This is a genomic window from Oceanobacillus bengalensis, from assembly GCF_003628445.1.
Lineage (GTDB): Bacteria > Bacillota > Bacilli > Bacillales > Amphibacillaceae > Oceanobacillus > Oceanobacillus bengalensis.
The window spans coordinates 22,773-48,725 of sequence record NZ_RBZO01000002.1 but is presented as its reverse complement, the minus strand read 5'-3'; the positions used below and the strand labels follow the sequence as shown (position 1 = coordinate 48,725).

The 25,953-nt window shown below is 36.6% G+C and carries 21 protein-coding genes; 2 read left to right on the top strand and 19 right to left on the bottom strand.

What is annotated here, in order from left to right:
• Positions 1-98 precede the first annotated feature (98 nt).
• From ltaS to motA, 6 genes are all read right to left on the bottom strand, one after another.
• The gene (gene ltaS, locus D8M05_RS01915; protein WP_121128103.1) at positions 99-2,039 is read right to left on the bottom strand and encodes a lipoteichoic acid synthase; all 1,941 of its coding nucleotides are present in this window, start codon (positions 2,037-2,039) and stop codon (positions 99-101) included.
• Between the two features lie 278 nt (positions 2,040-2,317).
• Positions 2,318-2,686: a DUF8042 domain-containing protein gene (locus D8M05_RS01910; protein ID WP_121128101.1), complete on the bottom strand. Its 369-nt coding sequence runs from the start codon at positions 2,684-2,686 to the stop codon at positions 2,318-2,320.
• Positions 2,687-2,721: 35 nt separating this feature from the next.
• Positions 2,722-4,677 (bottom strand): flagellar filament capping protein FliD, encoded by a 1,956-nt coding sequence (gene fliD, locus D8M05_RS01905; RefSeq protein ID WP_121128099.1) that lies wholly within the window; start codon positions 4,675-4,677, stop codon positions 2,722-2,724.
• A gap of 162 nt (positions 4,678-4,839) precedes the next feature.
• Complete coding sequence (locus D8M05_RS01900) at positions 4,840-5,040, bottom strand: YjfB family protein (RefSeq protein WP_121128097.1); 201 nt, start codon at positions 5,038-5,040, stop codon at positions 4,840-4,842.
• Positions 5,041-5,070: 30 nt separating this feature from the next.
• Positions 5,071-5,835: a flagellar motor protein MotB gene (gene motB, locus D8M05_RS01895; protein ID WP_121128095.1), complete on the bottom strand. Its 765-nt coding sequence runs from the start codon at positions 5,833-5,835 to the stop codon at positions 5,071-5,073.
• Entirely contained in the window at positions 5,828-6,613 is a 786-nt protein-coding gene (gene motA / locus D8M05_RS01890; protein ID WP_121128093.1) for a flagellar motor stator protein MotA, read from the bottom strand. The genes motB and motA overlap by 8 nt, the downstream gene beginning before the upstream one ends.
• 350 nt (positions 6,614-6,963) lie before the next feature.
• Here motA and D8M05_RS01885 point away from each other — a divergent pair, with 350 nt between their 5' ends.
• Positions 6,964-8,289 (top strand): short-chain fatty acid transporter, encoded by a 1,326-nt coding sequence (locus tag D8M05_RS01885; RefSeq protein ID WP_121128091.1) that lies wholly within the window; start codon positions 6,964-6,966, stop codon positions 8,287-8,289.
• Positions 8,290-8,393: 104 nt separating this feature from the next.
• Here the strand turns inward: D8M05_RS01885 and D8M05_RS01880 are convergent, their stop codons facing one another.
• From D8M05_RS01880 to D8M05_RS01870, 4 genes are all read right to left on the bottom strand, one after another.
• On the bottom strand, positions 8,394-8,579 hold the full coding sequence (locus D8M05_RS01880) for an EamA family transporter (protein ID WP_121128089.1): 186 nt from the start codon (positions 8,577-8,579) through the stop codon (positions 8,394-8,396).
• A gap of 133 nt (positions 8,580-8,712) precedes the next feature.
• Positions 8,713-10,038, bottom strand: coding sequence for a globin-coupled sensor protein (locus tag D8M05_RS01875; protein ID WP_121128087.1), 1,326 nt, complete (start codon positions 10,036-10,038; stop codon positions 8,713-8,715).
• Positions 10,039-10,369: 331 nt separating this feature from the next.
• Positions 10,370-10,477 (bottom strand): putative holin-like toxin, encoded by a 108-nt coding sequence (locus D8M05_RS20375; RefSeq protein ID WP_220667571.1) that lies wholly within the window; start codon positions 10,475-10,477, stop codon positions 10,370-10,372.
• A gap of 113 nt (positions 10,478-10,590) precedes the next feature.
• Positions 10,591-12,864 (bottom strand): TOTE conflict system archaeo-eukaryotic primase domain-containing protein, encoded by a 2,274-nt coding sequence (locus tag D8M05_RS01870; RefSeq protein WP_121128085.1) that lies wholly within the window; start codon positions 12,862-12,864, stop codon positions 10,591-10,593.
• A 97-nt stretch (positions 12,865-12,961) separates the two neighbouring features.
• On the opposite strand from D8M05_RS01870, the gene D8M05_RS01865 reads away from it, so the two are divergent.
• Positions 12,962-13,432, top strand: a complete 471-nt coding sequence (locus D8M05_RS01865; protein ID WP_121128083.1) for a hypothetical protein — start codon at positions 12,962-12,964, stop codon at positions 13,430-13,432.
• A gap of 94 nt (positions 13,433-13,526) precedes the next feature.
• On the opposite strand, the gene D8M05_RS01860 is transcribed toward D8M05_RS01865, so the two are convergent.
• From D8M05_RS01860 to D8M05_RS01820, 9 genes are all read right to left on the bottom strand, one after another.
• Entirely contained in the window at positions 13,527-14,090 is a 564-nt protein-coding gene (locus D8M05_RS01860; protein ID WP_121128081.1) for a Uma2 family endonuclease, read from the bottom strand.
• Positions 14,091-14,390: 300 nt separating this feature from the next.
• On the bottom strand, positions 14,391-16,052 hold the full coding sequence (locus D8M05_RS01855) for a glycoside hydrolase family 13 protein (protein WP_121128079.1): 1,662 nt from the start codon (positions 16,050-16,052) through the stop codon (positions 14,391-14,393).
• Between the two features lie 61 nt (positions 16,053-16,113).
• Positions 16,114-17,136, bottom strand: a complete 1,023-nt coding sequence (locus tag D8M05_RS01850) for a LacI family DNA-binding transcriptional regulator (protein ID WP_121128077.1) — start codon at positions 17,134-17,136, stop codon at positions 16,114-16,116.
• Positions 17,137-17,166: 30 nt separating this feature from the next.
• Positions 17,167-19,518 carry a glycoside hydrolase family 31 protein gene (locus D8M05_RS01845; protein ID WP_121128075.1) on the bottom strand — a complete coding sequence of 784 codons (2,352 nt, stop codon included), beginning with the start codon at positions 19,516-19,518 and terminating at the stop codon, positions 17,167-17,169.
• Positions 19,519-19,538: 20 nt separating this feature from the next.
• On the bottom strand, positions 19,539-20,381 hold the full coding sequence (locus D8M05_RS01840; RefSeq protein WP_121128073.1) for a sugar ABC transporter permease: 843 nt from the start codon (positions 20,379-20,381) through the stop codon (positions 19,539-19,541).
• Position 20,382: 1 nt separating this feature from the next.
• The gene (locus D8M05_RS01835) at positions 20,383-21,663 is read right to left on the bottom strand and encodes a sugar ABC transporter permease (RefSeq protein ID WP_121128071.1); all 1,281 of its coding nucleotides are present in this window, start codon (positions 21,661-21,663) and stop codon (positions 20,383-20,385) included.
• A gap of 107 nt (positions 21,664-21,770) precedes the next feature.
• Positions 21,771-23,048 (bottom strand): extracellular solute-binding protein, encoded by a 1,278-nt coding sequence (locus tag D8M05_RS01830; protein ID WP_121128070.1) that lies wholly within the window; start codon positions 23,046-23,048, stop codon positions 21,771-21,773.
• A gap of 343 nt (positions 23,049-23,391) precedes the next feature.
• A complete protein-coding gene (locus D8M05_RS01825) occupies positions 23,392-25,308 on the bottom strand; it encodes a glycoside hydrolase family 15 protein (RefSeq protein ID WP_121128068.1) in 1,917 nt (638 codons plus the stop codon).
• Between the two features lie 122 nt (positions 25,309-25,430).
• Positions 25,431-25,904: a flavodoxin gene (locus D8M05_RS01820; protein WP_121128066.1), complete on the bottom strand. Its 474-nt coding sequence runs from the start codon at positions 25,902-25,904 to the stop codon at positions 25,431-25,433.
• Between the last annotated feature and the right edge of the window lie 49 nt (positions 25,905-25,953).

The window sequence follows — 25,953 nt, the reverse complement described above, 5'->3', positions numbered from 1 at the left end:
GATTATTGTCGTTATTTGACGGACAGATGCTATGTTGGTCTATCCCTAATCAAAGTAAAAAAGGAAACCCTAGCAATCACTAAGGTTTCCTTTTCACATTATTCTTCTTCATTATCTCCTAATGGATCTTTCACATAAAAATACTCACTAATATCAACGGGTTCCCAGGCTTCGTTAGGTGTATAAAAACGAAGCAAATCGCCATACAATACTTTATCGGAAAGCCCTAGTTCATAAAGGACAGTTTCTTTCATTTCCTTCATCTCTTCGGTTGGTTCTTCGATGACTTCTTTGGTTGCATTATCATAATAAATACCGTTAATGGAACTATATTCTTCAGTCATAAAGTCTCCGTTACGGAATGGAACGTATGCTTTATGACCTTCAGAAAACATGTCTGTTCCAAATAGTATATAATCTTTTGCATCAATACCTAGGATGTGTAACATCGTTGGTACGACATCTATTTGACCACTATACTCATGATTGGTTCCTTGTCCATCTACTCCAGGAATTCGAATCATAAATGGTACACGTTGTAATTCTGCATTTTTCAGTGGCGTAATTTCTTCACCGAGAATCTCAGACATTGCACGATTATGATTATCAGAGATACCATAATGGTCCCCGTAAATCATAATAATTGAATCCTCATATAAACCAGATTCCTTCAAGTCATTGAAAAACTGTTCCAATGATTCATCCAAATATCTTGCTGTTTGGAAATAACGGTCAACCGATTTATCCCCTGTTTCAGCGGGAGCGATCGTTGCATCCTCCTCATCAATTAAATATGGGTGATGATGCGTTAATGTCATCATATGCGCATAAAATGGTTGTTCCATTTCTTCCAAATACGGCATGGACTGTTCAAAGAAGGGCTTATCTTTTAGGCCATAGCCTATCACTTCACTCATATCATAAAAATCCTCATGATAGAATTCGTCTATTGCCATATGCTTATATACTTCATCCCGATTCCAGAAAGATTTCCCATCTCCGTGGAAGATAGCATTCGTGTACCCTTGACGTTGCCCAATTATAGCAGGGAATGCCTGGTACGTATTGTCTCCTTTTGTTGAGAAAGCAGAACCTTGGGGCAAGCCATATAATGAGGTGTCCATAAGCAACTCTGCATCGGCTGTTTTTCCTTGCTCTGTTTGATGGAAAAAGTTATCAAAATACGTAAAATCCTGACTCTGATCACTTACTAAGGAGTTTAAGAACGGTGTTACTTCCTCTCCATGTAACTCAAAATCAATTAAGAACGATTGGAATGACTCCAAATGAATCTTAATAATATTCTTTCCAGCTCCAACGCCAAAAAGTTCTTCATTCGGCTCAGCATATTTCGATCTAGTATAGTTCGCAACAACAGCCACATCATCACTATCTGCTAATACACGTTGTGTTGATGTCTTTGTGCTTTGAATGCCATCATAGATTGAAAAATTATAAATTCCTAGATACTTAACTAAATAGTTTCGGTCAAATGTACGTTCTAATAGCTGTGGTCGGTCGGCTTCTGCTAAACCAAGATTGATAGAAAATACAATCACACCAGCAAGAAGTACACTAACAGATTTACGGAATTTCAATCGTTCAGCTGACCAATTTATTTTTGTTTTAGTAAATAATACGATTAATAGAATAATATCCACTGCATACAAAAGGTCTGTCCATTGCATTAAGTTGATAATACTTCCACCAAGACTACCGAAGTTTTCCGTTTGTCTCATAACAGCTAGTGTTATAAAATCACTATTAAATCGATAATAAACAACATTTGCATATAAGATAAATGTCATAATCGCATCGATTATAATGATGTTTCGTCCTGCTTTCTTACCCTTCGCAAAAAGAGCTAGTCCAAGGAAAATTAACCCTGAGCTAAGTGGGTTTAGGAATAACAGAAATTCCTGCATACTTCCACTTACACCCAAATCAAATTCTACTTTATATATTAAATAGGTTTTTAACCAAAAAAGAACTAGAGCAATCGCGAAGAATCCCATCTTCGTAGATACTAATTTCTTCACTTTTCTCACCTCATAATTTACATTCGTTTAATATTTTTTATGATAAGTTCATATTATAGCGTAATATTTGCTCCTTGTCGAGGTGATTATCGCTTGTCAGAGTTAATCAAATATTAAAGAATAGACAGTTCATTTTGGATATTAAGGAGTATTTACTTATATCGTGACAGAAATATAGATTCATATTTAATAGCGGAGCCAATAGTGGTGCCTGTCACTTGTCAGGTTTTGTCGAAAAAAATAGGAAGCCATCTAAGACAGCTTCCCAGTTATATGTTTTATGAAACTAAATACTGCTCAAATACCGATTCTAAATCTTCCTGCCATTTTGAGAATCTTGGTATCAAGGAAAGCTGCAACACTTCTTGTACTTTCCCATAGTCTTTCGATTCATAGGCACTTACAATCAATTCTATTGCATTTCTCACTTCTGTTGTTAACTCTCTATTTTCTACGGATAGGAGTTCATCAGGTAAATGATCCACAGCACCTTCTACAGCTGAATAAGCTTGGACAACATCGCCAAATAGTGTAATGGTAGATTCGAACTTTCCTTCTTTAAGCAAGTTCTGAATATGTTGTAGTGCTTCATTTACTGTCTGTAGTAGTTCTTTGGATTGCTGCATTACTTCTGTGTTTTTTTCCATTACGAGTCCCCATTTTTAAAAGAATTAATCATTACTTAGAAGCTGAATTGTTGCATTAAGTAAGTGGATTGTGAGTTCATTTGTTGAATAGCCATTTCCATTTGAGTAAATTGACTCCAGTAACGATCTTCAATTTGCGTTAAACGATCCTGAAAACGTTCAATTTGGTCGTCAATATTATCAAGTCGTCTACCCATGGTATATTGTTGTGTTGTTTGCGTAGATTTTCCAGCTCTTACTTCGATACGATCCATCGTTCCCGCTATTGCGTCCTCTAGACGGTTCATAATCCCGCGGTCACTGCCTTCTACATCATTACTAAAGAGCTTATAAACTCCTTCAGAATCTTTGGCGAGTGCTTCTTTTAATTTTGTTTCATTAATCTCAAGTTTTCCTCCATCTAGATAGTTCGAAGTAGTTTCAATCCCAATTTCAGATAAGTGTTTAAACGTTCCACCTGTCTCAATTTGGCTATAAAAACTTGATCTCATTTCTGATAAAGCTGACGATAAAATACTATCCCTTTTTAACAGTCCACTTCGCGCTTTCTCTTCCCAAAGCTCTATTTCGTTTTCTGACATCTCAGCTCTTTGATCATCAGTAAGTGGTTTAAAGTCACGATAGCGATCTTCATTTAATTTCTCGTTTATCTTGTCAATGGTTTCATTATATTTATCAACAAATTCCTTTATTTTTTCAAAAGAAGCTTCTGTGTTATCTTCTACACTAACAGTTGAAGTACCTATTGCTTTTACGGAATAGGTTACACCACTGATGTTAAACGTGTTAGATGTTCTTTGGGTTTTAAGTCCGTCTAGGGTAAATTCGGCGTTTTGACTAGCTACTTCATTTTTAGAATCCATTCCCAAAACCTTAAAAAACTCACCAGACATTCCTATTTCAGCTTGTTTAGCGTATTGTTCGGCAACTTTTTCCTCTCTTATTTTTGCAATATCTTCATCTGTTAGTACTACATTTTCTTCTTTTAGTTTTTCAATTTCCTTGTCTACTAGTTTTCCAATTTCTTCATCTGTTAGTCTTTTTTCTTGATTTAACACACCTGTTTCCGTACGCTGGAAACTTACTTTATCCGTATACGAATCATAGAACGCTGAAATCCCTACATCAGATCTTGTAATTTCATTCATGATTTGATTTAAGGATGTTGTTGCATCGAATACAAAATCATAATCGCCATCTTTATTGTTAGGATCATCCTCTATTGGTTGTCCATTCTCATCATATGTTGTAAAGGAAAAAGAAATTGTATTCCGGGTATATTCTGGTCCTTTAATCGTACTACCCTCTTTTAAAGGTTCTCCAAATTTCATTTCACCTGTATCTGTATTTACGTAAACTTGCTTAGCACCTATACTTGCTTCATCAATTGGACCGGTTCCAGTAATTATCTCATATTGCTCAGTGTTATTTCCTTCGCTATCAGTTACTATTATTTCCTTCTTATCTCCAAAACTTACTATCGCACCTTTATCGAGTTTAAATGTATCGCCACCGTTTTCTCCAACTTTAATATCTTTATTTTCTGTGTATGTTTCGCTTTCAGAGAAAATATTATCAATACCTAACACGTCTTTTTGACTCCAAAGACTTTTATCAGCATCAATTTTACTCTCCGAACCTTCAGAAATACCTTTATTACTAATATTACGAGCCGCAGTAGCTACTTGATGTACCTCAATCGTATGTGACCCGTTCGGTGCATTTGCCCCAGCTATCGCTGTCACCGCTTTATCTTCAGACGAACTCACCGTCTTCGATTGATAGGTACTTGATAATTTCATGTCAAAAACAGCAGCATCAAGATCAAACAGTAGAGAATTTATTTCACGATAAGCATCTCGTTGCCATGTCATCCATGTTTTATCTTGTTCCAATTTATCTAGTGGCATTTTCTCAACTTGCATCAGCTGTTTTACAATTGAATCCGTATCAATCCCTGAAGCAAGACCACCAATACGCATACTAGACATTCTGTTCACCTCATTATTATCCTAATAGAAATTTAATCATTTTGTAGTTATACATTATATCGGTTATTTTTCTTCATTCTTTAACGTATTTCCTTTAATAAAAATAAAATGATCCCTGCTCAATACAGAAATCATCTCTATTTTCGAAGACACTATCCTTCCTCAAACCTTCAAATCAATTCTACTACCCAAATGCGGCTGGGTAGCTTGTTGGATCGCAGTTGTATTAGGCGTACTCATTAATTTCTGAATAGCTTCACCCTGCTGTTCAGCATTTCCCATTGCCATCTTCATTACTGATATGGAAGCTTGCTGCTGGGCTTGACCCTGACTTAATGCCATTGACATTAATGCGATATCCACAAAAACAACCCCTTTCTCCTATTATCTCTGTTATTCTTCTACATTGATCTCATAATTTGGTAAAATTAACACTTCTACTCTTCTATTTTTTGCACGATTTTCATCACTATTGTTCGGGAAGAGTGGTTTGTATTCCCCATACCCTTTCACACTAAAAAGTGTCGGATCCAGTTTTTCATTTTGTAATACGAGTGACATGAAATTAACTCCACGTTCCACACTAAGTTCCCAGTTTGACGAAAATTCATGATTGTGCATGGGTACGTCGTCCGTATGCCCACTAATTACAACCTGATGTGGCGGATCTGAGTATAACAGTTTAGAAACTTCTATAGCCGTTTCAATCCCTTCTTCTTTCACTTCCGCACTACCTGGGTCAAAGAATACATTATCCAGGATGGTAATTAATAAACCTTCATTTGTTAAACTTGTTTCCAATGACTCTATCAGTTCATTTTCAGTAATGTACTGATTCACTCCCTCTTGCATCTCTTGCAAGTTTGCTAACTCAACAGAACCTTTACTTGTTTCTTCTTCATTTTCTTCTGTTTCCTCGTCTGTTTCAACTGGAGGTAGTGCCTCCCCTGGGGCTGGACCATCATCAATAATCCCATTTGACCCTGAGGAAAATTCACTCCTGAAAACTTGCGCTAATTCTTGAAATTTCTGTGCATCGACATTACTTGATGCAAATAAGACAATAAATAATGCAACGAGAAGTGTTAGCATATCCGAGTATGGGAGAAGCCAGGATTCATCAACATGGTTAGATTTTTTCTTCTTTCTCCTACTCATTACGCTCCTCCTCATTCATCTTAGCTGATTCTTTTGAAGAAAGAAACGAACTTAATTTTTCTTTTATCATTTTCGAGGAATTACCGTTTGTAATTGATAAGACACCCTCAATCATCAATTCTTTCTGTAATACTTCCTTTTTGGATTTTTCCCTTAATTTATTGGCAAATGGATGCCATAACACATATCCAGTAAAAATCCCTAATAATGTAGCAATAAATGCAGCAGAAATTGCATGACCTAAAGCATCCGTGTTTGACATATCCCCTAAAGCGGCAATCAAACCAATAACAGCTCCTAGAACACCAAGTGTTGGTGCATATGTCCCCGCTTGCGTAAAGACCGCTGCTCCTTCCTCATGTCGTTGTTCCATTGAATTTATCTTCTCTTCTAAAACTTCTTTAATATATTCATTACTTTGTCCATCTACCACTAACTGTAGACTTGATGATAGAAACTGATCTTCTACTTTATCAATTTGTGATTCTAATGACAGTAATCCTTCTTTACGTGTCAAATCTGCCCATTCCCCAAATTTTTTAATAACTTCTTTATTATCTACTAATTTTTTCTCGGTAAATAATATTTTAAACAGAGAAGGTACCTTTTTTATGGTGCTTAACGGAAATGCGATAAGAACTGCGGCAACTGTTCCTAGAATAATAATTAATATGGCAGCGGGATTTATTAATGCAGATAGTGCGACACCTTTTAATACCATACCAACTCCAATTGCGATAAGTCCTAATAATATACCAATAAGCGATGTTATATCCATGATGATTTTCCTCCTAATTACCTAAATGGTAATATCTTATATCACCTGTACTACCAAGTAAATACAGCAAGATTTAATTTTATTGTGAAACAGTAAAAAATACCTGTATCTATTTACTATATCGACAAAACACAACATTTATTTAAGTCAATTGACTTATTCTTTACAATTAGAATATAATTCTATTATTCAAATTTTACGGCTGTCACATTAGTCCATTGAAATAAATTAGAAATTGAAGGTGGCTTGGAGAATATTTCAGGGATAACTTGTCTGGACATTTATTAAGTGCCCAAACATACTAGTAGTTACATGAAATCGTTTTCGAATTTATAACTAGGAGGAATACTATGAAAGCACTCACGTCATTCTTTGACAGAATGGTGCAGCGATATTTACCGGATGCTTTTCTATTTGCTATTATCCTAACATTTGTTGTGTATTTGTTAGGTGTCTTTTTCACAGATAGTGGCCCAATTCAAATGATTGAGCATTGGGGAACAGGATTTTGGGATTTACTAGAATTTGCTATGCAGATGTCACTCGTTGTTGTTACTGGATATATTTTAGCGAGTACACCGGTTGTGAAGCGATTTTTAGAGAAATTAAGCACACTTGCTAAAACACCCTCACAGGCTGTTATGCTCGTGACGTTCGTTGCGTTAATTGCTTGCTTAATCAATTACGGATTTGGCCTTGTTGTTGGTGCATTGTTTGCCATTCATGTTGCTAGAAGAGTTCCCACAGTGGATTACCGCATTCTAATTGCTAGTGCCTATAGTGCATTTATCGTGTGGCATGGTGGCTTTTCCGCATCCATCCCACTAACTATCGCAACACCAGGACATTTTTTAGAAGATACGATGGGACTCATTCCTGTTGTTCAAACATTATTCAGTCCGTTTAATATTTTCGTTGTGGTTGTATTGGTTATCACTTTACCTTTTTTCAATCGCTACCTATTAAAATCTACGGAAAATACGGATAAGAAGGTTGATAATACAGCATTACGCCCACCAGAAGATGATGATGAATTGGTGGAGTCTAAAGCAACAACACCAGCTGAGAAACTAGAAAACAGTCAAATTCCTTCACTTATAATTGGCGTGATGGGACTTGCATTTGTCATCTATCATTTTGTTAACAGTGGATTTGACTTAAATATTAATATTGTAAACTTTATTTTCCTTTTCCTAGGAATTATCCTTCACCGTACACCAAGACGCTTCTTGGATTCAGTAGGAAAAGGTGTTAAAAATGCTGGTGGAATTATTATCCAATTCCCTTTCTATGCAGGGATTATGGGTATGATGGTCGCTTCTGGATTGTCCGATCAAATGTCACTGTTTTTCGTAAACATTGCAACAGATTATACATTGCCTTTTCTTTCCTTTATCAGTGCAGGGCTTGTAAACTTCTTCGTCCCATCTGGCGGAGGACAATGGGCAGTACAGGGGCCAATTATGATAGATGCTGCACTCCAACTTGATGCTGACGTTGCAAAAACTACCATGGCCATTGCCTGGGGTGATGCCTGGACAAATATGATCCAACCATTCTGGGCACTTCCAGCATTAGCAATCGCAGGACTTAAAGTTCGTGATATTATGGGATTCTGTGTCATGATTTTATTGTTTAGCTTTATACCGATAACAATTGGGTTGTTGGTCTTTTAAAATAAAAAACTCCTCGGTAGCGCGTATTAAGCCCGAGGAGTTTTTTATTGTGTAACAACAATCCCCACAATAATCAACACCGAACCTGCTACAATACTTAAGAACTATAAAGTGATTGTCCCAATACCGAAACGAAAGGAAGAAAACGTAAATGGCTCCATGTAATGGTGTGCTTCCTTCATTAATACCCAAGCATATCCCCAGAGAAGTGTTATGACAACTATGAAAGACCATAAGAAACTTTTCCTTTTTTGTAGAATAGATAAAAATGTTTTAGTCCTTTGTGACATGGTTTCTCGCCCCCACTTCAATGTTTATCAAAGCATACTACATTAAATGTCTTTTTCATACAATAAAAAAGCACAGACCACTTTAATGATCCATGCTACTAATATCTTCTTATTAAAGATTAGTACTTTCTAATTAATTTCTCCATTCTTCGCGGTCCTCCATCATACTACTTAACCCTTCTGCTTTTTCAGCAATCGTTGCTGAGGATGATTCAATTTCATGAAGTATACTTCCAAAGTGTTCTAGTTCGCCTTGGATATTCTTATTACTTGCCCTTGTTTCCCTCATCCCATCATTAATATTCATAAAGGCTGAGAGCGTCTCATGCATTTTATCCTTCACATTGTATAATGTTTCCTGTACATTTCGGATGGAAGATGTGCTATGATGAACCTGATTATTAATTTGTTTCACTAAATCACTTACATTTAGTACGGACTCACTAGTCTGCTCTGATAGCTTCCGAACTTCACTAGCAACAACAGCAAACCCCAGACCATGCTCACCTGCACGTGCTGCTTCAATCGAGGCATTTAACGCTAGTAAATTCGTTTGATCTGCTATTGACTTTACAATCCCAACAATATCCTTTATTTGTACGGCCATCGTTTCTAAAAACTGCATATTTTTACTCACTGTTGATGACTCTTCCTCCATCCTCCCAAGTGAATGCTCCATCTCATTTAGCAATGTTTTCCCCTCATCTGCAGCATACATTGCATTCTCAGCTAATTCTGTACTACCTTTCGAATTTTCCGTAATCAGATTAACTTTTGAACTCATTTCCTCAATAGCTAAGCTTGTCTCCTCAGCAAGTGCCGCCAAATCTATCGATGTTTTTTCTAATAATTTCAGCATATCCATCTTCATCTGTGTCTTCATCTCAGATTCTCTTAGCGCAACAAATTCCTCATCGTATGCGTCTAATACGATTTCCTGTTCCAAACAGATTAGCTTATAGCATATTCTGATTCCAGCTTCTCTATTTTCACTCGTTGCAAAATGTTTGTGTATTACGTTGGTTAGCTCTAAAAATAATTTCCCAAAGGATGCGATATACCACTTTTGCGTCAGCCCAACTTTCAAATGAGCTTGTGCAATTCTTCTACGCTTTTTCATAAAAGCTTCATCCAGCCGTCCTGAGAACATCTCAACAATATGGGTACGAAATGTTTGTTTTAGCCGCTCAATGGAACTATGCTTATCGATAATAGCTATAAGGTCTGGATTATAATGTAAATTTTCATAGAAGGCATCAACTAAGGGGTAGATTTCCTTTTCAATATATGGTTTTAATACCTGTGCAATCGTAAGGTCTTCTCGTTTTAAATCCAACATTTTTAACTGTTTTTCCAAATCTGAATCCGCTTCGATTTCTAGAACTGGATTCATTTCTTTACCTAATGATATTATTGAATATTTTGTTTCCTTTTGACTTTTCACTGTGAAAGATAACATGCCTTACTCGTCCCCTTAAAATGATATTTATCTTATTATGGGACAAATTTCTCATAGGGGATAGCTTTTTTTATTATGTTCACAATACTTTAATATTTGTTCATCCTGGGCCACAGAAAAAAAAGCCTGCCATCGCAAGCTTTATGTATACTCAAGTGTCATAATCACTTGAATAAACAAACACAAATAGCGTATAATAAAGATATAAAAAAGACCGAGTGGCGGGAACCACTCGGTAGCAACTACCTACCGCATAAAGAGCGGTCGGCCAAATGAATTAAGTAAATAATCAAAGAGAAGTAATCGTCACGTCATTGACCAATGTGGACGGTTACTTCTTTTTGTTTAGAAAGACGACAATTGTTACTACTAATGTCAGGATAGCTACTATAATTAAGCTAAATTGAGCTATCAGACTTAATGCTTCATATGTCGTCATCAACCACCTCCTATCTATCAGGAGATGGCCAACCGCCCACCATAGATATGAGTTGCTTTCTTTTATATTATCATTTTATTATTGATAATAATAACAAAATAGGATGAATATTCTTATAAAAATAATTTCATCTGCTCGCTAAACTCTTTATTATCCACCTTATATCCTAATGACTTATATGCTGAATTTCTTTTCATAAACATTTTTCGAAATGTTTCTTCCCGAGCATCGATATAATCATAAACTTTCAGAGTTTCTTTGTTTTCATATAGTCGATGCAATCTTCCTACGTATTGCTCTAGGGTACCTTTCCACGCAATAGGCATTGTCAAAAATAGGGTGTCTAATACCGCATAATCAAACCCTTCTCCTATATACTTACCTGTGGCAATGATTAACTTTTCCTCATTTGCTGGAATTTCCTGCAATTTTTTCAGTCTGTCTTCCCTCTTTTTTCTCTTCAAGCCACCTGTTAAAACAAGCATATTCTTTGCAAATCCTCGAAACATGTTTTCTAATATCTCAACATGTTCAATTCTTTCTGTCAAAATTAAAGGCGTAGACCCCTTCTCCAGTTCTAACAATACATCGTTAAAGATCATCTCGTTTCGCTTCTTATCCTGGATTATACTTGAATAGAGATTTTGCAACGTACTTTCTTTATCAAATAAATTACTCTTAAATGCTGTTTTTCTAGGTATTAATACTCGCTTAAATGGTAAAACTTTTGCTTGCGCTTTAGCCGTCACCTTATATCGAATTGGCCCACATTGCATGGTCATAATCGGATGTAACCCGTCTTTTCGTTTTGGAGTAGCTGTTAATCCACAAATAAATTCGGCCTCTGCCTTTTTCAATACTGCTTCAAATCGGAAAGCGGAAATATGATGACACTCGTCTACAATAATTTGCCCGTAATTGCGAACAGCGTCTTTTATTTCCCCTTCATAGTTTAGACTTTGAATGGTTGCAATATCAATGAATCCTTTTGCAGTATTTTTGCCACCACCAATCTGACCAATTTTTCCTGGATCTATATCTAAAAATTGACATAGTTTTTCCTTCCATTGTTCAAGTAATTGTTTCGTATGGACAATTACTAATGTATTAACCTTCCTCTTTGATATTAAAGTAGCTGCTATAACTGTTTTCCCAAATCCTGTTGTTGCAGATAAAATACCATGTCTTCTATTACGCAATTGTTCAGCTGCATCTTCCTGTTGTGCTGTTAATTCCCCCAAAAATTTAACTTCTAATTCTGTTCCATGATTTGTACTGTCATTAATAACTAACTCTATATTATTTTCAGCACATAATTCTTCCAAGCCATCTATACATCCTCTAGGCAAAATGAAATAGTCCTCAAAAATATCAGCACATTTTAGCGTTCTAGGTATCTTATACGTTGAAAGTCTCCGTGATTGTGCTTTATAAAATGCTGGATTACTAAACGTTGCCAACTGAATTAATTTATTTGCGAATTCTCTAGGAAGGCCGTCTTTTTGTATGTAGATCCCATTTTTTAATATAACCTCAAGCTTATGTGGTAAGGGCTGATTAATTTCGGATATCTTTTCTTCGTGTCTTATGTCCTTAACTAAGTTTTCAACTTCAGCTTTGCTCATCTTTCTAACACTCGCTAAATATTCCCACTGATTAGGATACGGTCTAAAATGCTCATCAACAAATACACTATTACTATTTTTACGAGGACCTTTTTGGAGTGGTAAGGCTATTAGATTTCCAAAACCACCTTCAGGTAGTGTGTCCTGACTAGGAAATAATCTGTCGAAAGAAGAAATTCCAGCTTGGTAGCCATTTTCCAATGTCCTTGTAAGAACCATGTTCCCAAGTTTTCTTGCATCTGCAGCAGAAATTGGAACATCAAAGAAAATCCATATATGACAACCATTGCCTGAGCGAGATATTTCCATGCTGGCGGGTACATTCAATTCTTTACATACATTTAGACACACCGATGCATCCTCTTTCCACGCTTTCTTATCAAAGTCTACTGCTAAAAACCAACATGTATTATCTTTTAACAAAGGATATATACCAATGGTTTCCTTTCCATTAAGATGGTTGTAGATGACTTGATTTATCAATGGAATATAGGATTTCCCCTTAACGGCAGGAGAATAACCAACTTTTCCTTCTTCCTTCTGCCACTGTATAGCAAATACATCTTCTCGTCCTTTAAATAAATTATTAAAAATACTAATCCTTTTATCTATTTCCCTTTCTATTTCATAGTGTTTTACGCTAGCTTCATCAGGAAATGGTATATTGTACTTGTTTAAGAGTTTTTTCAAATGGAGATTTTCTTGTTTCAATCGTTCACATTCTTCAAGTGCTAGTTGAAGTTTTATTTTCATTTGTTCCATAGTAGCCCTCTTTTCTAGTTATCATTCTATCAACAATTTTAACTAAAAAAGCGTCAATACATACGATATATATTAATTTTTCAGGAGGAAATATATCATGGGAAAACGAAAGAAGAAACAAAATACCAACACACCTAGACACAAACGACTAAATCGTCCAAGGCGACTTGATGCTGCTAAACATTGGATTCCTAAATATCCTGGTAAAAATCTAGTGAATGGCTACAGCAAGCACTTTGCCGTTAATAAACTATGTGCTGTTAGAGAGTTGGAAATGATAGGTTATAATTTTGACGATAACTATAAACAAAAATTAAAAGATGCGGAGTTGCAAAAGCAAATACAAACGGAACGAAGAAAGGAAGCAAAAAGACAACAGTTTGAAGAAGAACTTTGGGAGGATAGTGATGAAACCTTCGCATTTATTGCAGGATATACGGATAGCGGTGCTCCTTACGGGATTACGTGGGAAGAATGGAATGAGGAGATTATTCCTAAAAAAGAGAGTCGAACGAAGCCAAATAAAGAAATACGGATAAACATCCATGATGATGATTTACCGTTTTAAATACAGGGGAATGAGCAAAATGTAAATCGTGCTCATCCCTCATTTATTTCAATTATTTGGTGCACTGATTTTTTGGGGGTATATTGGGAAAAAATTACTGAAATAACCCCTCCAAATCCACACGAAACCCCTCTACAACACTAGATTTAACAATACCTGTATCCTTTGCAACATCTTTTTGTTGATAATTTCCTGCTTGATCTAATGTGTAAATTTGCACAGAATTTAGTAATGGGTTGACAATCCAATATTCTTTAACACCATTCTGCATGTATAAGTTTAATTTCGTTACCAAATCATGGGATTGATTAGACGGACTTGTGATCTCTATCACCATTGTTGGTGCACCAATATATTTATCTGCCTTCAAACCATCTTTTTCACAAATAACCGACAAATCAGGAATTACTATCTTTTTATCCTCCATGTTGGCGCTACTAAGTTGGATATCAAAAGGAGCGTGGAAAACCTCACATTCTTTACCTTCTAATAATTGAAAAAGCTGCGCATGTAAACGCCCAGAAATACGCTGATGTACAGTAGATGGCGATGTAGCTATATAAACTACACCATCAATGTACTCCAATAATTGATCAGATTCTTCCCTTAGAATATAAAATTCCTCTAATGAAACTTTCCTTTCACTTGGTAAACTCATCTATGAAAAGCTCCTTCCTAAATGAGATTTGCTTTCTACTTTTTATTATATTCCACAACCAACGTACCAACAACTGATATAAAGGTTAATCTTAATAAGTTATCAACTCTCCCCAATTGTGAACTTTGGGAATTTAGTTGTGAACTTCGGCGAAACAATTGTTAACTTCAGCGATTCCTCCGTGAACTTCAGCGAAACCACTGTGAACTTTGGCGAAACGGCAAAATATCAGCAATAAAGTACGATCCCAAACGAGCACAATCTCCAATCACACAAACCCAAAGACCTAAGTGCCAAAAATTATTTCAACCGATAAACCCTCGCCTCATATGGACGAAGCGTTAACTCTAATTCATTCTTCGCATCCGCATAATTACTAATCAATAATTCAGCATCCATGCTCTTAATCTCTTCTGGCAAATTATATACTGCTTCCTCTTCAAATAAATTCACCAAAATCATTACATTCTCATCTTCTAATGTTCTTGTATATGCATAAATCTGGTCATGATTTTCCAAAATGAGCTCATAGCTACCGTACACGAAAACTTGATTCTTACGGCGCAATTCGATTAGCTGCTTATAATAATGATAAACAGAATTTGAATCAGCCAATTCATTTTCCACATTAATTTCTTTGTAATTTGGATTTACTTTTAACCAAGGTTTACCCTCCGAAAATCCTGCATTCTTCTCGTCATTCCATTGCATTGGTGTTCTAGAGTTGTCACGACCTGCTTTCCAGATAACTTCCATAATATCTTGGGTGGATCTGCCCGTTTCTAATGCCTCATTATACATATTTTTTGCTCTAACATCGTTATAATCGTCAATCGAAGGGAAGGCCGCATTTGTCATACCCAGTTCTTGCCCTTGGTAAATAAACGGTGTACCTTGCATAAGGAAATACATCGTCGCAAGTCCTTTCGCTGATTCCACGCGATAAGCTGCATCATTCCCCCAAGTGGAAACAGACCGTGGTTGGTCGTGATTCTCTAGGAATAAAGCGTTCCAGCCCTTACCGTCAAGCCCTTTCTGCCATTTACTTAATGTTTCCTTCAATGCATGAATATCTAAACCATTGTTTGTATCTTTTCCCCAGAGGTCAAGATGCTCGAATTGGAAAATCATATTAAACTTCCCGTTTTCTTCACCAACCCATTCATCTGCCTGGTCCTCATTTACGCCGTTTGCCTCACCAACGGTCATGATATCGTACTTTGCAAATGTATTTTCTTTTAGTTCTTTTAACAGTTTCTGAATACCAGGACGATTCATGTGCCCTTCAAAAGATGAAACATATTTTAAATTATTTGGATTCGGTAAATCTGGGAATCCAGCAATTTTTTTAATATGTGAAATTGCATCTACTCGGAAGCCGTCAATTCCTTTATCAAGCCACCAGTTAACCATATTATATAACTCAGTACGGACTTCGGGATTTTCCCAGTTCAAATCAGGTTGTTTACTGGAAAATAGATGCATAAAATACTCATCCGTATTCTCATCATACTTCCAGGCAGACCCACCAAAAATGGATTCCCAGTTATTTGGTTCCTTACCGTCTTTACCAGGATGCCAAATATAGTGATCACGATACGGGTTATCTTTTGATTTTCTTGACTCAATGAACCATGGATGTTCATCAGATGTATGGTTGATTACTAGGTCCATAATTAATTTCATGTCACGCTTGTGAACTTCATCAAGCAATTCATCAAAATCTTCCATCGTCCCGAACTCATCCATAATATCTTTATAATCACTTATATCATATCCATTGTCGTCGTTTGGTGATTTGTAAATCGGGCTAATCCAAATCACGTCAATTCCTAAGTCTTTTATATAATCAAGTTTGGAAATAATCCCTTGGATATCACCAATCCCATCTCCATTCGAATCCATAAAGCTACGTGGGTATACTTGATATGCAACTGCTTCTTTCCACCAAGTTTTTTTCATGATAGTCCTCCTAGTTGAAACGTAATAATTTACTTTTTTAAAAAGAGAGAAAGCCCATGTATTAGCTTTCTCTTTTACTAACAGAGTCACGATAAATAATATCATGTGGAATAATAATCCGTTTTGCTGGCTCGGATTTGTTTTCTGCCTTTTCAATGAGTGCCTTCGCAGATTGTGCACCCAATTCATAAATATGAATATCAATTGTTGTAAGTGCTGGCCGCGTAATTTCTGATAGATACACATTATTGAAGCTTACTACTGAAATATCCTCTGGCACATTTACTCCAGATTGCTCAAGTCGACTTAGCACGCCTAGACTAATTAAATCATCACTGACAACAATGGCAGTCGGGCGTTTTTCCAGAGCTAAGATACTCTCTACCGCTTCACGGCCACCTGATTTCAGGAATTCGGTATGCAGTTTTTGTTCCTCTATATTCGGTAAACCAGCTTCCTTTAGGGCCGCTTCGTAGCCAGCTTCACGATCAACAGTCACAAATAACTCTCTTGAGCCACCGATAAAAGCAATATATTCATGCCCCTGGTCGATTAAGTATTTGGTAATCTCCTTACCAGCTGTAAAGTTGTCATTATCGACATGTGTAACTGTATTTATATTTTCATATGGTTTTCCGACAATAACATACGGAAAATCCTGTTCATTTAAAAATTCTGTAACTGGGTCATTGATACGAGAATAAAGGAGAATCAACCCATCTACATATCTTCCGAACACCATTCGCCGAACTTCAGACATTATTTCTTCTCCATTTTGCGCACTGGAAAGAACCATTGCATATTCCCTTTCATGTGTGACTGAACCAATGCCCCGTAGGACTTCTGGAAAGAATGGGTTTTGTAATGCTTTGTCAGCCGAAGAAGGTAAGATAACACCAATTGCCTTCGATGATTTCGCTACTAAATTACGAGCATGAATGTTTGGATGATATCCTAATTCACGCATCGTTTTTCGCACTTTTTTCTTTGTATCTTCACTAATTCTAGGGTTATCCGCTAGTACTCTCGAAACCGTAGAGGGTGAAACACCTGTTGCTTTCGCTATATCCTTAATCGTTACCATCATTTTCACCCTCTATCACATATTTAACTTTTATTCTACTAAAGAAATAATCGGGTTGTCACTGCATTTTACTCCATTTATGAAAACTTCCTGTTCATTGTTCCTACCTATGATATGAACGTCTATTTTTTCATATGGCGGGATATAGTTCCCCTCAATATTGATAATATCAATTTTGAGCTGTTCAGATGTGGAAACGACTTCTATCTCTAATTCATGATAGTTACCATTTTCATAGTCAAACGTCTCTCCATCATCATCATAAAATGTGAATCTGTAAGTATTATCTAAACCTGGATAAACATTCATTGTTACATTTTTCGTTTCTTTATCTTTATTAGAACTCCAACTGCCTTGCATGATTGCTGTACCTTTTCTAATAAATATTGGTAAGTCTTTAAGTTCAGCATGTACCAGATGCGTTTTACTTCCTTCGTATACTTCTCCTGTTGAAAATTCTACCCATTCTCCTTCAGGTAGATATACAGCACGATCGGTTACAGAAGGTGCAAGTATCGGTGCAATGACAACATTATCACCAATCATGAATTGATCGTTTAAGTTATACGTCTTCTCATCTTTAGGATATTCCATCAATAAAGGACGCATCACAGGTAAGCCACTCTTGCTTGCCTGATAAAACAGCGAATAAAGCTGTGGCATCCACTCATAGCGCATTTGAATATATTTCTTCATGATTTTCTCATATTTCCCACCAAATTGCCATGGTTCTTGATAAACCGTTCCAATCGCTGAATGATTTCGGAAAAATGGTGTAAACGCCCCGACTTGCATCCAACGTGTTAATAGTTCGGCATTCGTGTCATGAGCAAATCCACCAACATCTGGTCCAGTAAAGGCAACACCTGACAACCCAAGATTCATCACCATAGGAATGGACATTTGTAAATGCTCCCAGAAACTTCGGTTATCACCAGTCCAAACAGAAGCATAGCGTTGAACACCAGCATACCCCGCTCGTGTTAATAAAAATGGACGTTTGCCATTTAGTTGCTCTCTTAAACCTTCATACGTTGCTTTTCCCATAAGAAGGCCATATACGTTATGAAGTTCACGATGTGTTCTTGGTTCTCCATCATTATAATGCATTACTTCTAAGTCCATCGTTTTCGTTTCATTAAAAACAGCTGGTTCATTCATATCATTCCAGATACCCTCAACACCAAGATCCGTGTAATAAGCATGTTTATCGCCCCACCACTTACGAACCTTTTCATCTGTAAAATCAGGGAAAGCACTATCCCCAGGCCATACCTCTCCAAAATAAATATTTCCTTCGATATATTTACAAAACTGATCTTCTCTGATTCCTTCTTGATAAATCGGGTATTCTGGATCCTTTTTCACACCTGGATCAACAATTGGCACAATGCGAATACCCATATCTCGTAAATCAGCAATTAATTTTTCTGGATTAGGAAAGCTTTCCTTATCAAATGTAAATACACGATACCCATTCATATAGTGAATATCTAGATGGATCACATCAATCGGAATATCTCGCTCAATAAAGTTCTTAGCAAGTTCGCGTACTTCCGCTTCTGTTTCATAACTATACCGTGATTGGTGATATCCGATGGCCCATTTTGGTGGTAATGGAATTCTCCCGGTTAAGTGTGTATATTGTTCAAGTACCTCTTTCGGAGATGGGCCAGCCATGAGATAATAATCAACTTGTCCACCTTCTGCAGAAAAGGAGTAGTAATCCTCATCTGATTTCATATCAAATACGGTACGGAAAGTATTATCAAAAAAGATACCATGTGCCTTACCATTTCGTAATGTCATAAAATATGGAATGGACTCATACAATGGATCTGTCTCTGGATTATGCGGAGCAAATACGTCTGAGTTCCACATTTCATATTTTTCTCCACGTTTATCAAGATGGCCAGTTTTCTCACCGAACCCATAGAAATGATCTGCCTCATCCATTTCTTTGAACACAGTAACTCTTCCATTTTCCTGGTAAGTTATGCCCCGCTTACCTTCTGAAACGATTGTTCTACCTTGTCTATCTTTTACAGTTAATCGAAATGGTGCTTTTTCTATATGCAATGAGAGTTGGTTTGTTTTCAGTTCGAATAATTCACCCATTAATTCTTCCGTAACTACTACATCTATAGGTGTGGAAATAACGGTTTGTGAGTCTTTTAAATTTGGCATTACATGTTGGTTCATTACAATTCGAACAATCGATTCTGTGTAAAATTGAATTGCAACCTCTCCGTTTTCGCAATGAAATTGATATACGTTATCTTTTATTGAATAGCTTTTAAGATTACCAACACTGCGATAAATGACGGCTTCTGAGTTAGTTCCTTTACCAGGATGAATGGCAAAGCTAGTATCTTCTAGCACCTTAATCCCCTCCTATTTATTTAGCCTTTAATACCACCAGCAGTTAGGCCAGATACGAAATATTTTTGTAAGGATAAGAATAGAATCGCAATTGGAATCGCAATTAAAATACTACCTGCTGCAAACATCGTAAACTCACTTCCATATTGACGTGAAACGAGTTCATACAAGCCAATTGCTAACGTATATTGTTCCGGTTGACGCAGGATAACTTTTGCCAATATAAAATCAGTAAATGGTATAATGAATGAATTTACCGCTACGACGGCAATCATTGGTTTTGCTAATGGCATAACAATTTGCCAAAAAATACGGAAGTGACCAGCACCATCCATGCGTGCACTTTCATCAAGCTCTTTTGGAATGGAATCAAGATATCCCTTCATTAGCCATGTATTCATCGGGATTGCACCACCGACATAAATTAAAATTAAGCCAAGATGGGTATTAATTAATCCCGTAACATTTGCTAATACAAAGATAGCTATTAATGCTGCAAAGTTAGGTATCATCTGTAAGATAAGGAAAGTCATCAAACCATTTTTACGACCGACAAAACGGTATCTTGAGAATGCATAAGCCATCAAACTTACCGTAATTACGGTTGAAAGCATTGATATAACACTCACTTTAATCGTGTTCCAATACCATGTTAGGTAGAGACTTTCGTTAGGGTTAAAAATTTCTTTATAATGATCCCATGTAGGATTCTCCGGAATAATACTAGAACTTGTTAAACTTGTACCAGGGGTAAGTGATGCACCAAACACCCAGACAAGTGGATATATAATAATTACTGCCATGATGGCAAAAACTAAATACGTTAATGTTAATCTGATTATTTTCGATCTTTTCATATTCATATCACATCATATCCTCTTCTTGGAATGACTTCGTTCTTCTAAATTGCCATAATGCAACTGCAATTACGATAGCTGACATAATCATTGTGATTGCTGCTGCCATACCGTATTGCTGTGTAGTCATCGTTAAGTCGTAAATCCACGAAATTAGAATGTCGGTTCCACCAGCATTTTGTCCTGGCATTGCAGGTCCACCACTATTAAATAGGAAGATAACATTGAAATTATTAAAGTTAAATGTATATTGCGTAATTAATATTGGTGCAATCGAGAACATTACGAGTGGCAATGTTATTTTTCTAAACTTCTGTAAGCCATTTGCTCCATCAATTGTTGCTGCTTCATATAATTCACCAGGTATTGATTGAAGAACTCCAGTTACCATTACGAAAATAAATGGAAAACCTAACCATGTTTGAATCATGATTAAAGCAATTCGGGTAAACATTGCATCTGTCATCCAAGGTAGTGGATCAATTCCTAGGAAATTTAGAATCGTTGTATTAATTACCCCGAACGATTCATTAAACATACCTGAAAAAATTAGAATGGATACGAAAGCAGGTACTGCCCATGGTAAAATTAAAATTGTACGGATAATGGCTTTTCCTTTTAAGTCTTTCTGATTAACAAGGATAGCTAAAAATATTCCTAGTGCAATTTGTAATGTCGTAGCCCCAAACGTCCATATAACAGTCCAAGCAAATACACTTAAGAATGTTTCTCTCCATACATCTAGCGTAAACAAATCAATAAAATTTTGGATTCCAACCCAATCTGTTAATTGCGCGGGCCAAGTATGATACAAATCATAATTTGTAAATGCGAGTAAGAGCACAAAAACAATCGGCAGGATTACAACAAATAATAGAAGAAGGAAACCAGGAGATAACATTAAATAAGGAAATCCGCTGTCAATCAGGTTATGGTATTGTTCGCGAACTGAATTTAGTTTTTGCCCCATATCCCTTTTTTCACCATTTTTGTATGCGTCACGTAAGTTAATAATCATTACAATTACGGCCAAGGCCAATAGAATAAACGCAATAATTCCATATACCATTAAGAAAACAGAATTATCCCTAGGAACTTGGGTACCAAGTGTAAAAATCCCCCATAATCCGATATCAATAAAATCCCAAAATGCGATAACAAATGAGAAACCTAATATTAGAAAAAGAAAACCTTTAAGATATTGGCGATTATAAAATTGACCTAAACCTGGGATAATCGATAAAATAGTAGCGATTTTCCGGTGGTTGGATGTATATTCATTACTCATTGAAAGAGACTCCCCTCTTTAAACGCTTTACTAGTTTGTTAGTAAAACAATTAAACTTTAATTAAGTGTGGGAAGTACCTAGAGAGATACTTCCCGATTTTTGTTAATTAATTTCCACCGTGATTCATTTGGATATTTTGAATCATAAGTTCAACAGATTGATCAAGTGCTTCTTTTGCTTCTGCTTTATCTGTTGCTACTGTTTGAACAGCTTGTTTAATTGGATCCCAAACTTCTGCCATTTCAGGAATTGATGGCATCGCTACAGCAACTTTTGATTGTTCCATTACAGCTGCAGCTCCTTCGTTTTCAGCAACCCATTCTTCATTTTCAAGAAGTGAAACTAGTGGAGGAATTTCTCCAGTTAACTCATAGCGTTTTGTTGCATTTTCTTCATTTGTAATAAATTCAACAAATGTTTGTGCCCAATCTTTGTTGTCACTAAAGTTTGTGACGAACCAACCTTTCACACCCATGTACGTACCAATTGGCTCACCATTTGGTAATGATGGCATTGGTGCGATTCCAATATTAATTCCTGCATCTTGGTAATCTTTGAACGCCCATGGTCCATTTTGTACAGCAAATGCTTTGCCTTCTTTGAATAATCCATTCATTTGGTCATTAGAAGTTTCACCAATAATACCTCTTGGGAATAATCCTTCTTCATACCAAGTATCCATATATTCAAGCGCTTCTACACCTTGTTCATTATTTAAACCGATATCTGTAGGTTCATCGCCAAATACATAGCTTCCAAATCCATGGAAGATCCCGTGACTATGATAGAAGTCATCCCACAATCCTAAGAAACCATAATTTTCACCATCATGTGCTTCTTTTGATAACTCAAATACTTCATCCATTGTTGCTGGAACTTCAGGTAGCAAATCTTTGTTGTAGATAAATACAGTTGTTTCAGTTGCTTTTGGTAATCCATATAATTGTCCTTCATATTCAAAAGCATCAACAGAAGACTGTGTATACTGACTTAAAACTTCATCACTTACTTCAAGTGGTGAAATGTACCCTTTAACTACGGATGGGCCAACACCATCATGTGACATCGTTACAACATCTGGAGCGTTTTCTGTATTTCCGTCTAACGCTAGATTTTCTTGTATTTCAGTTATGTTATATTCTACATACTCAATCTCAATCCCATATTCCTCTGTAAACTTCGCTGCTGCATCTTCCAATGCTGCACCTTTATCTTGGTCTTCCCATACAATTAATTTCTCAGGTTTGTCTGTTTCTGTTGTAGCTGCATCAGAGCCTGTCTCATTTTCTGACCCAGTTTCTGCAGGTTCATCATCAGGACCACACGCTGCAAGTAAACCCACAATCAAAATAATCGCAAGTAAAGATAAAATACCTTTTTTCATCTAGTAAACCCCCTAGGATTTTTATAAAGTGTCAATGTATGCGCATACCAAGGAAAACGTTTGCACTAACATTGCACCTCTTATTATACATTTTTTAAAACAAACGTCAACAAAAAAGTAAACGGTTTCCAACATTTACTACTCTATCATAATAGCGTTGGTTACGCTTACTCAGTATTTCCATATCGTATTGGTTTCAAAGATAAGTAGTTAGTCTTTGGGTTAAATAGTTACAAAAAAGAACCTTATTGCACAAACGTTTGCATTAGGTGCCTGTCACTTGTCAGTTTATGTAGAACTTTGTCGTTTTATTCAAAAACCAATTAGTGGCAGGCGTGGTGGGTTATACGAGCTCTTTTATTGTGAGGACATACATTGCATGTGACCATGTTAATGGCATTACCCATGCTGGTTGGTTCGTTTCTTTGTCAATTTGTTCTGGCATTAATCCTAAATGATTCGCATGTTCTGTTGTCCAGCTAAACAGTTCGATTGCTTTATCCTTTTTTCCTGTTCTAAATTTGTAAATAGAAAGCCATAATGTTGAGATTAACCATGGATTTCCACCAATATAGACATCTCCAGGAAATCTCTCAACTCCTCCAACTATTTTCGATGTACAGGTTAATTCGATTACGTTCGCTGTTTTTATCATTTGCTCGTCCGTTTCCTCTATCATCTCAAATGGATAAGACAATCCAAGTAAGGAGATATCTGGAGTTAAGTCTTCATATAAAATATAGTTCTTAACACCTTTCTCGTTCTCAGTGATAGAAACTTTTTTCCCTGCTTCCTTTGCTTCTTCGTATTGACCTTTTGTTAGGCTTAATTTTAATGATCGATTAAAATGATCTTTTTCATCATTCCATCCCTTTGTTATAACTGCTTCCTTCATTTTCTCTGCTTGCTTACGGTACGCTTCTGCTACGTCTAGCTCGCCTTCAACTTTCGCAATAGAAGCTGCTCCCATTAGCCCGCCATATACAGCTGCTGTAGAGTATAAATGCTCGCCTTCGCGTTTTTCCCATAAATCTTTTGAAGGCATCGGAAGACCAGTCTCTAAATCCACAAAAGAAACCAAGAAATCTGCTGCTTTTTTCACACTTGGCCAGATTTCTTTACGGAATGCTTCATCTTTCGTTTGTTGGTAATGCTGGTTCATACCCCATACAATGGAACCTGTTTCATCGATTTGGATGCCCCATGTTGGTGCCAACACACCATCTGTATAGTGTCTTTGATCCCAGTACCCTTCTGGATTTTGGGTTGTAAGAACGAATCGGTAAAACTTACTAACCGAATCATGGTATCCTGCTGCGTCAACAGCTGATGCGATAAATGCAGCATCTCTCCCCCAACAATAGGCATAACCGCCAGAGTAATCATAATCCTCATCCACTTCAGGTCCAGCTATAAATGCACCTGTTTCCTTGTTTTGTAACAAGTGGAAAGTTAATATCGAGCGCTTGTATAAATCATTTACTACCTTATCCGGTATGTTTCGTTTTTCTCTTTTATCTAAAATCATATGCCAATAATTTGTTGTTGCTTCTCTTAACGTTTTTTCCCCAGTTTGTTTTGCATTGTCGACAAGAATTGCGGCTTCTTCCTCTGAGCTAGCTAAGCTAATGAAGAAAGAAACCTTCCTCGACTCACCAGGTGGGATTGACCCAAGATCAATTGTAAAAACACCTTCTGAATCATTTAGTATTTCCCTACCTTCAAGATTATTTTGCATTAGCTGTTCAAAAGCCTTTCCAGCTTGATAACTGGTAATTTGCGCTGAAGCAGCTATCACCATCGCCGTATCTCTGTAATAGTGGCTTAGTCTGTCATTACGTACATCAAACATTGTTGTTTGAAATCTACGTTGACTTTGTAAGCTTGAATCGGAAAAATATACAAAAGTAGGCTTTTTCTCTACAGAAGAAATATTTTTAATCATAAAGTCCCTCACCCAAACATCTTGATTAGGTAATACGTAATCTAGTTGCTCTATGTTATATATTTCATTGTTGTGGTTCGTTTGTAAAATATTCGTATCCTCGATATATGCTTGCTCATGTTGATAAGCATCTTCATGAAAAAAATGAATATCTGATTCATCTTCCGTGACAAATCCAGCCCATTGCCGATTTACTTGATCCAATCCATCTATTCTCGGCCATGCCAATCGTTGGATTTCCCCATTTTTGGTGAGGCCTAAAAGCATCCTCCCATTCCCGATAATTCCGTCAATTAAATAAGGTTTTTTACGCATTCTTTTTCCCTCAATTCTCGGTGCAAAAGTATAGTTAGATTGCAAATTTCCTGCAAGCGTTTTCCCCCGGAATGATACCAACTCTAACAAAACTTGTCAATGCGGTACCAATGCGGTGCCTGTCACTTGTCGAAAAATCTTTTACTCTCTCCAATCATCTGACATGCTTGTTTAGCTAATTCACGACAGCGCTCTACATCAGCCTGATCTGGTTCTAAATCAACCTTTAACCTTACTGGTACAAGTTTTGCACCCAATTCACGAAGACGTTCATACATGATATCCACGGCCCCACCATACACATCATAAAATGAATCACCTGACCCAAACACAGCAAATACCCTACCTTTAAGATCAACAAAGTCTAATTGCTCATAAAAATCTTCTACTTCAAATGGTAACTCGCCATTTGTCCACGTATAGATTCCTAAAAGGACAGTATCATATTTTGTTATTTCATTAGCGTTAACATTATCTATGTCAAAATCTTTCATAGTAACTTCATGGTTCTGTTTTCTTATATATTCCGCTATTGTCTCAGCCATTAATTCGGTATTACCTGTTGCACTCGCATATAAAACCAGTACCTTCCCCATCGTAACACTCCTAACATCTTTTTTCATTTGACTGTTTTCAAAAGGGCTG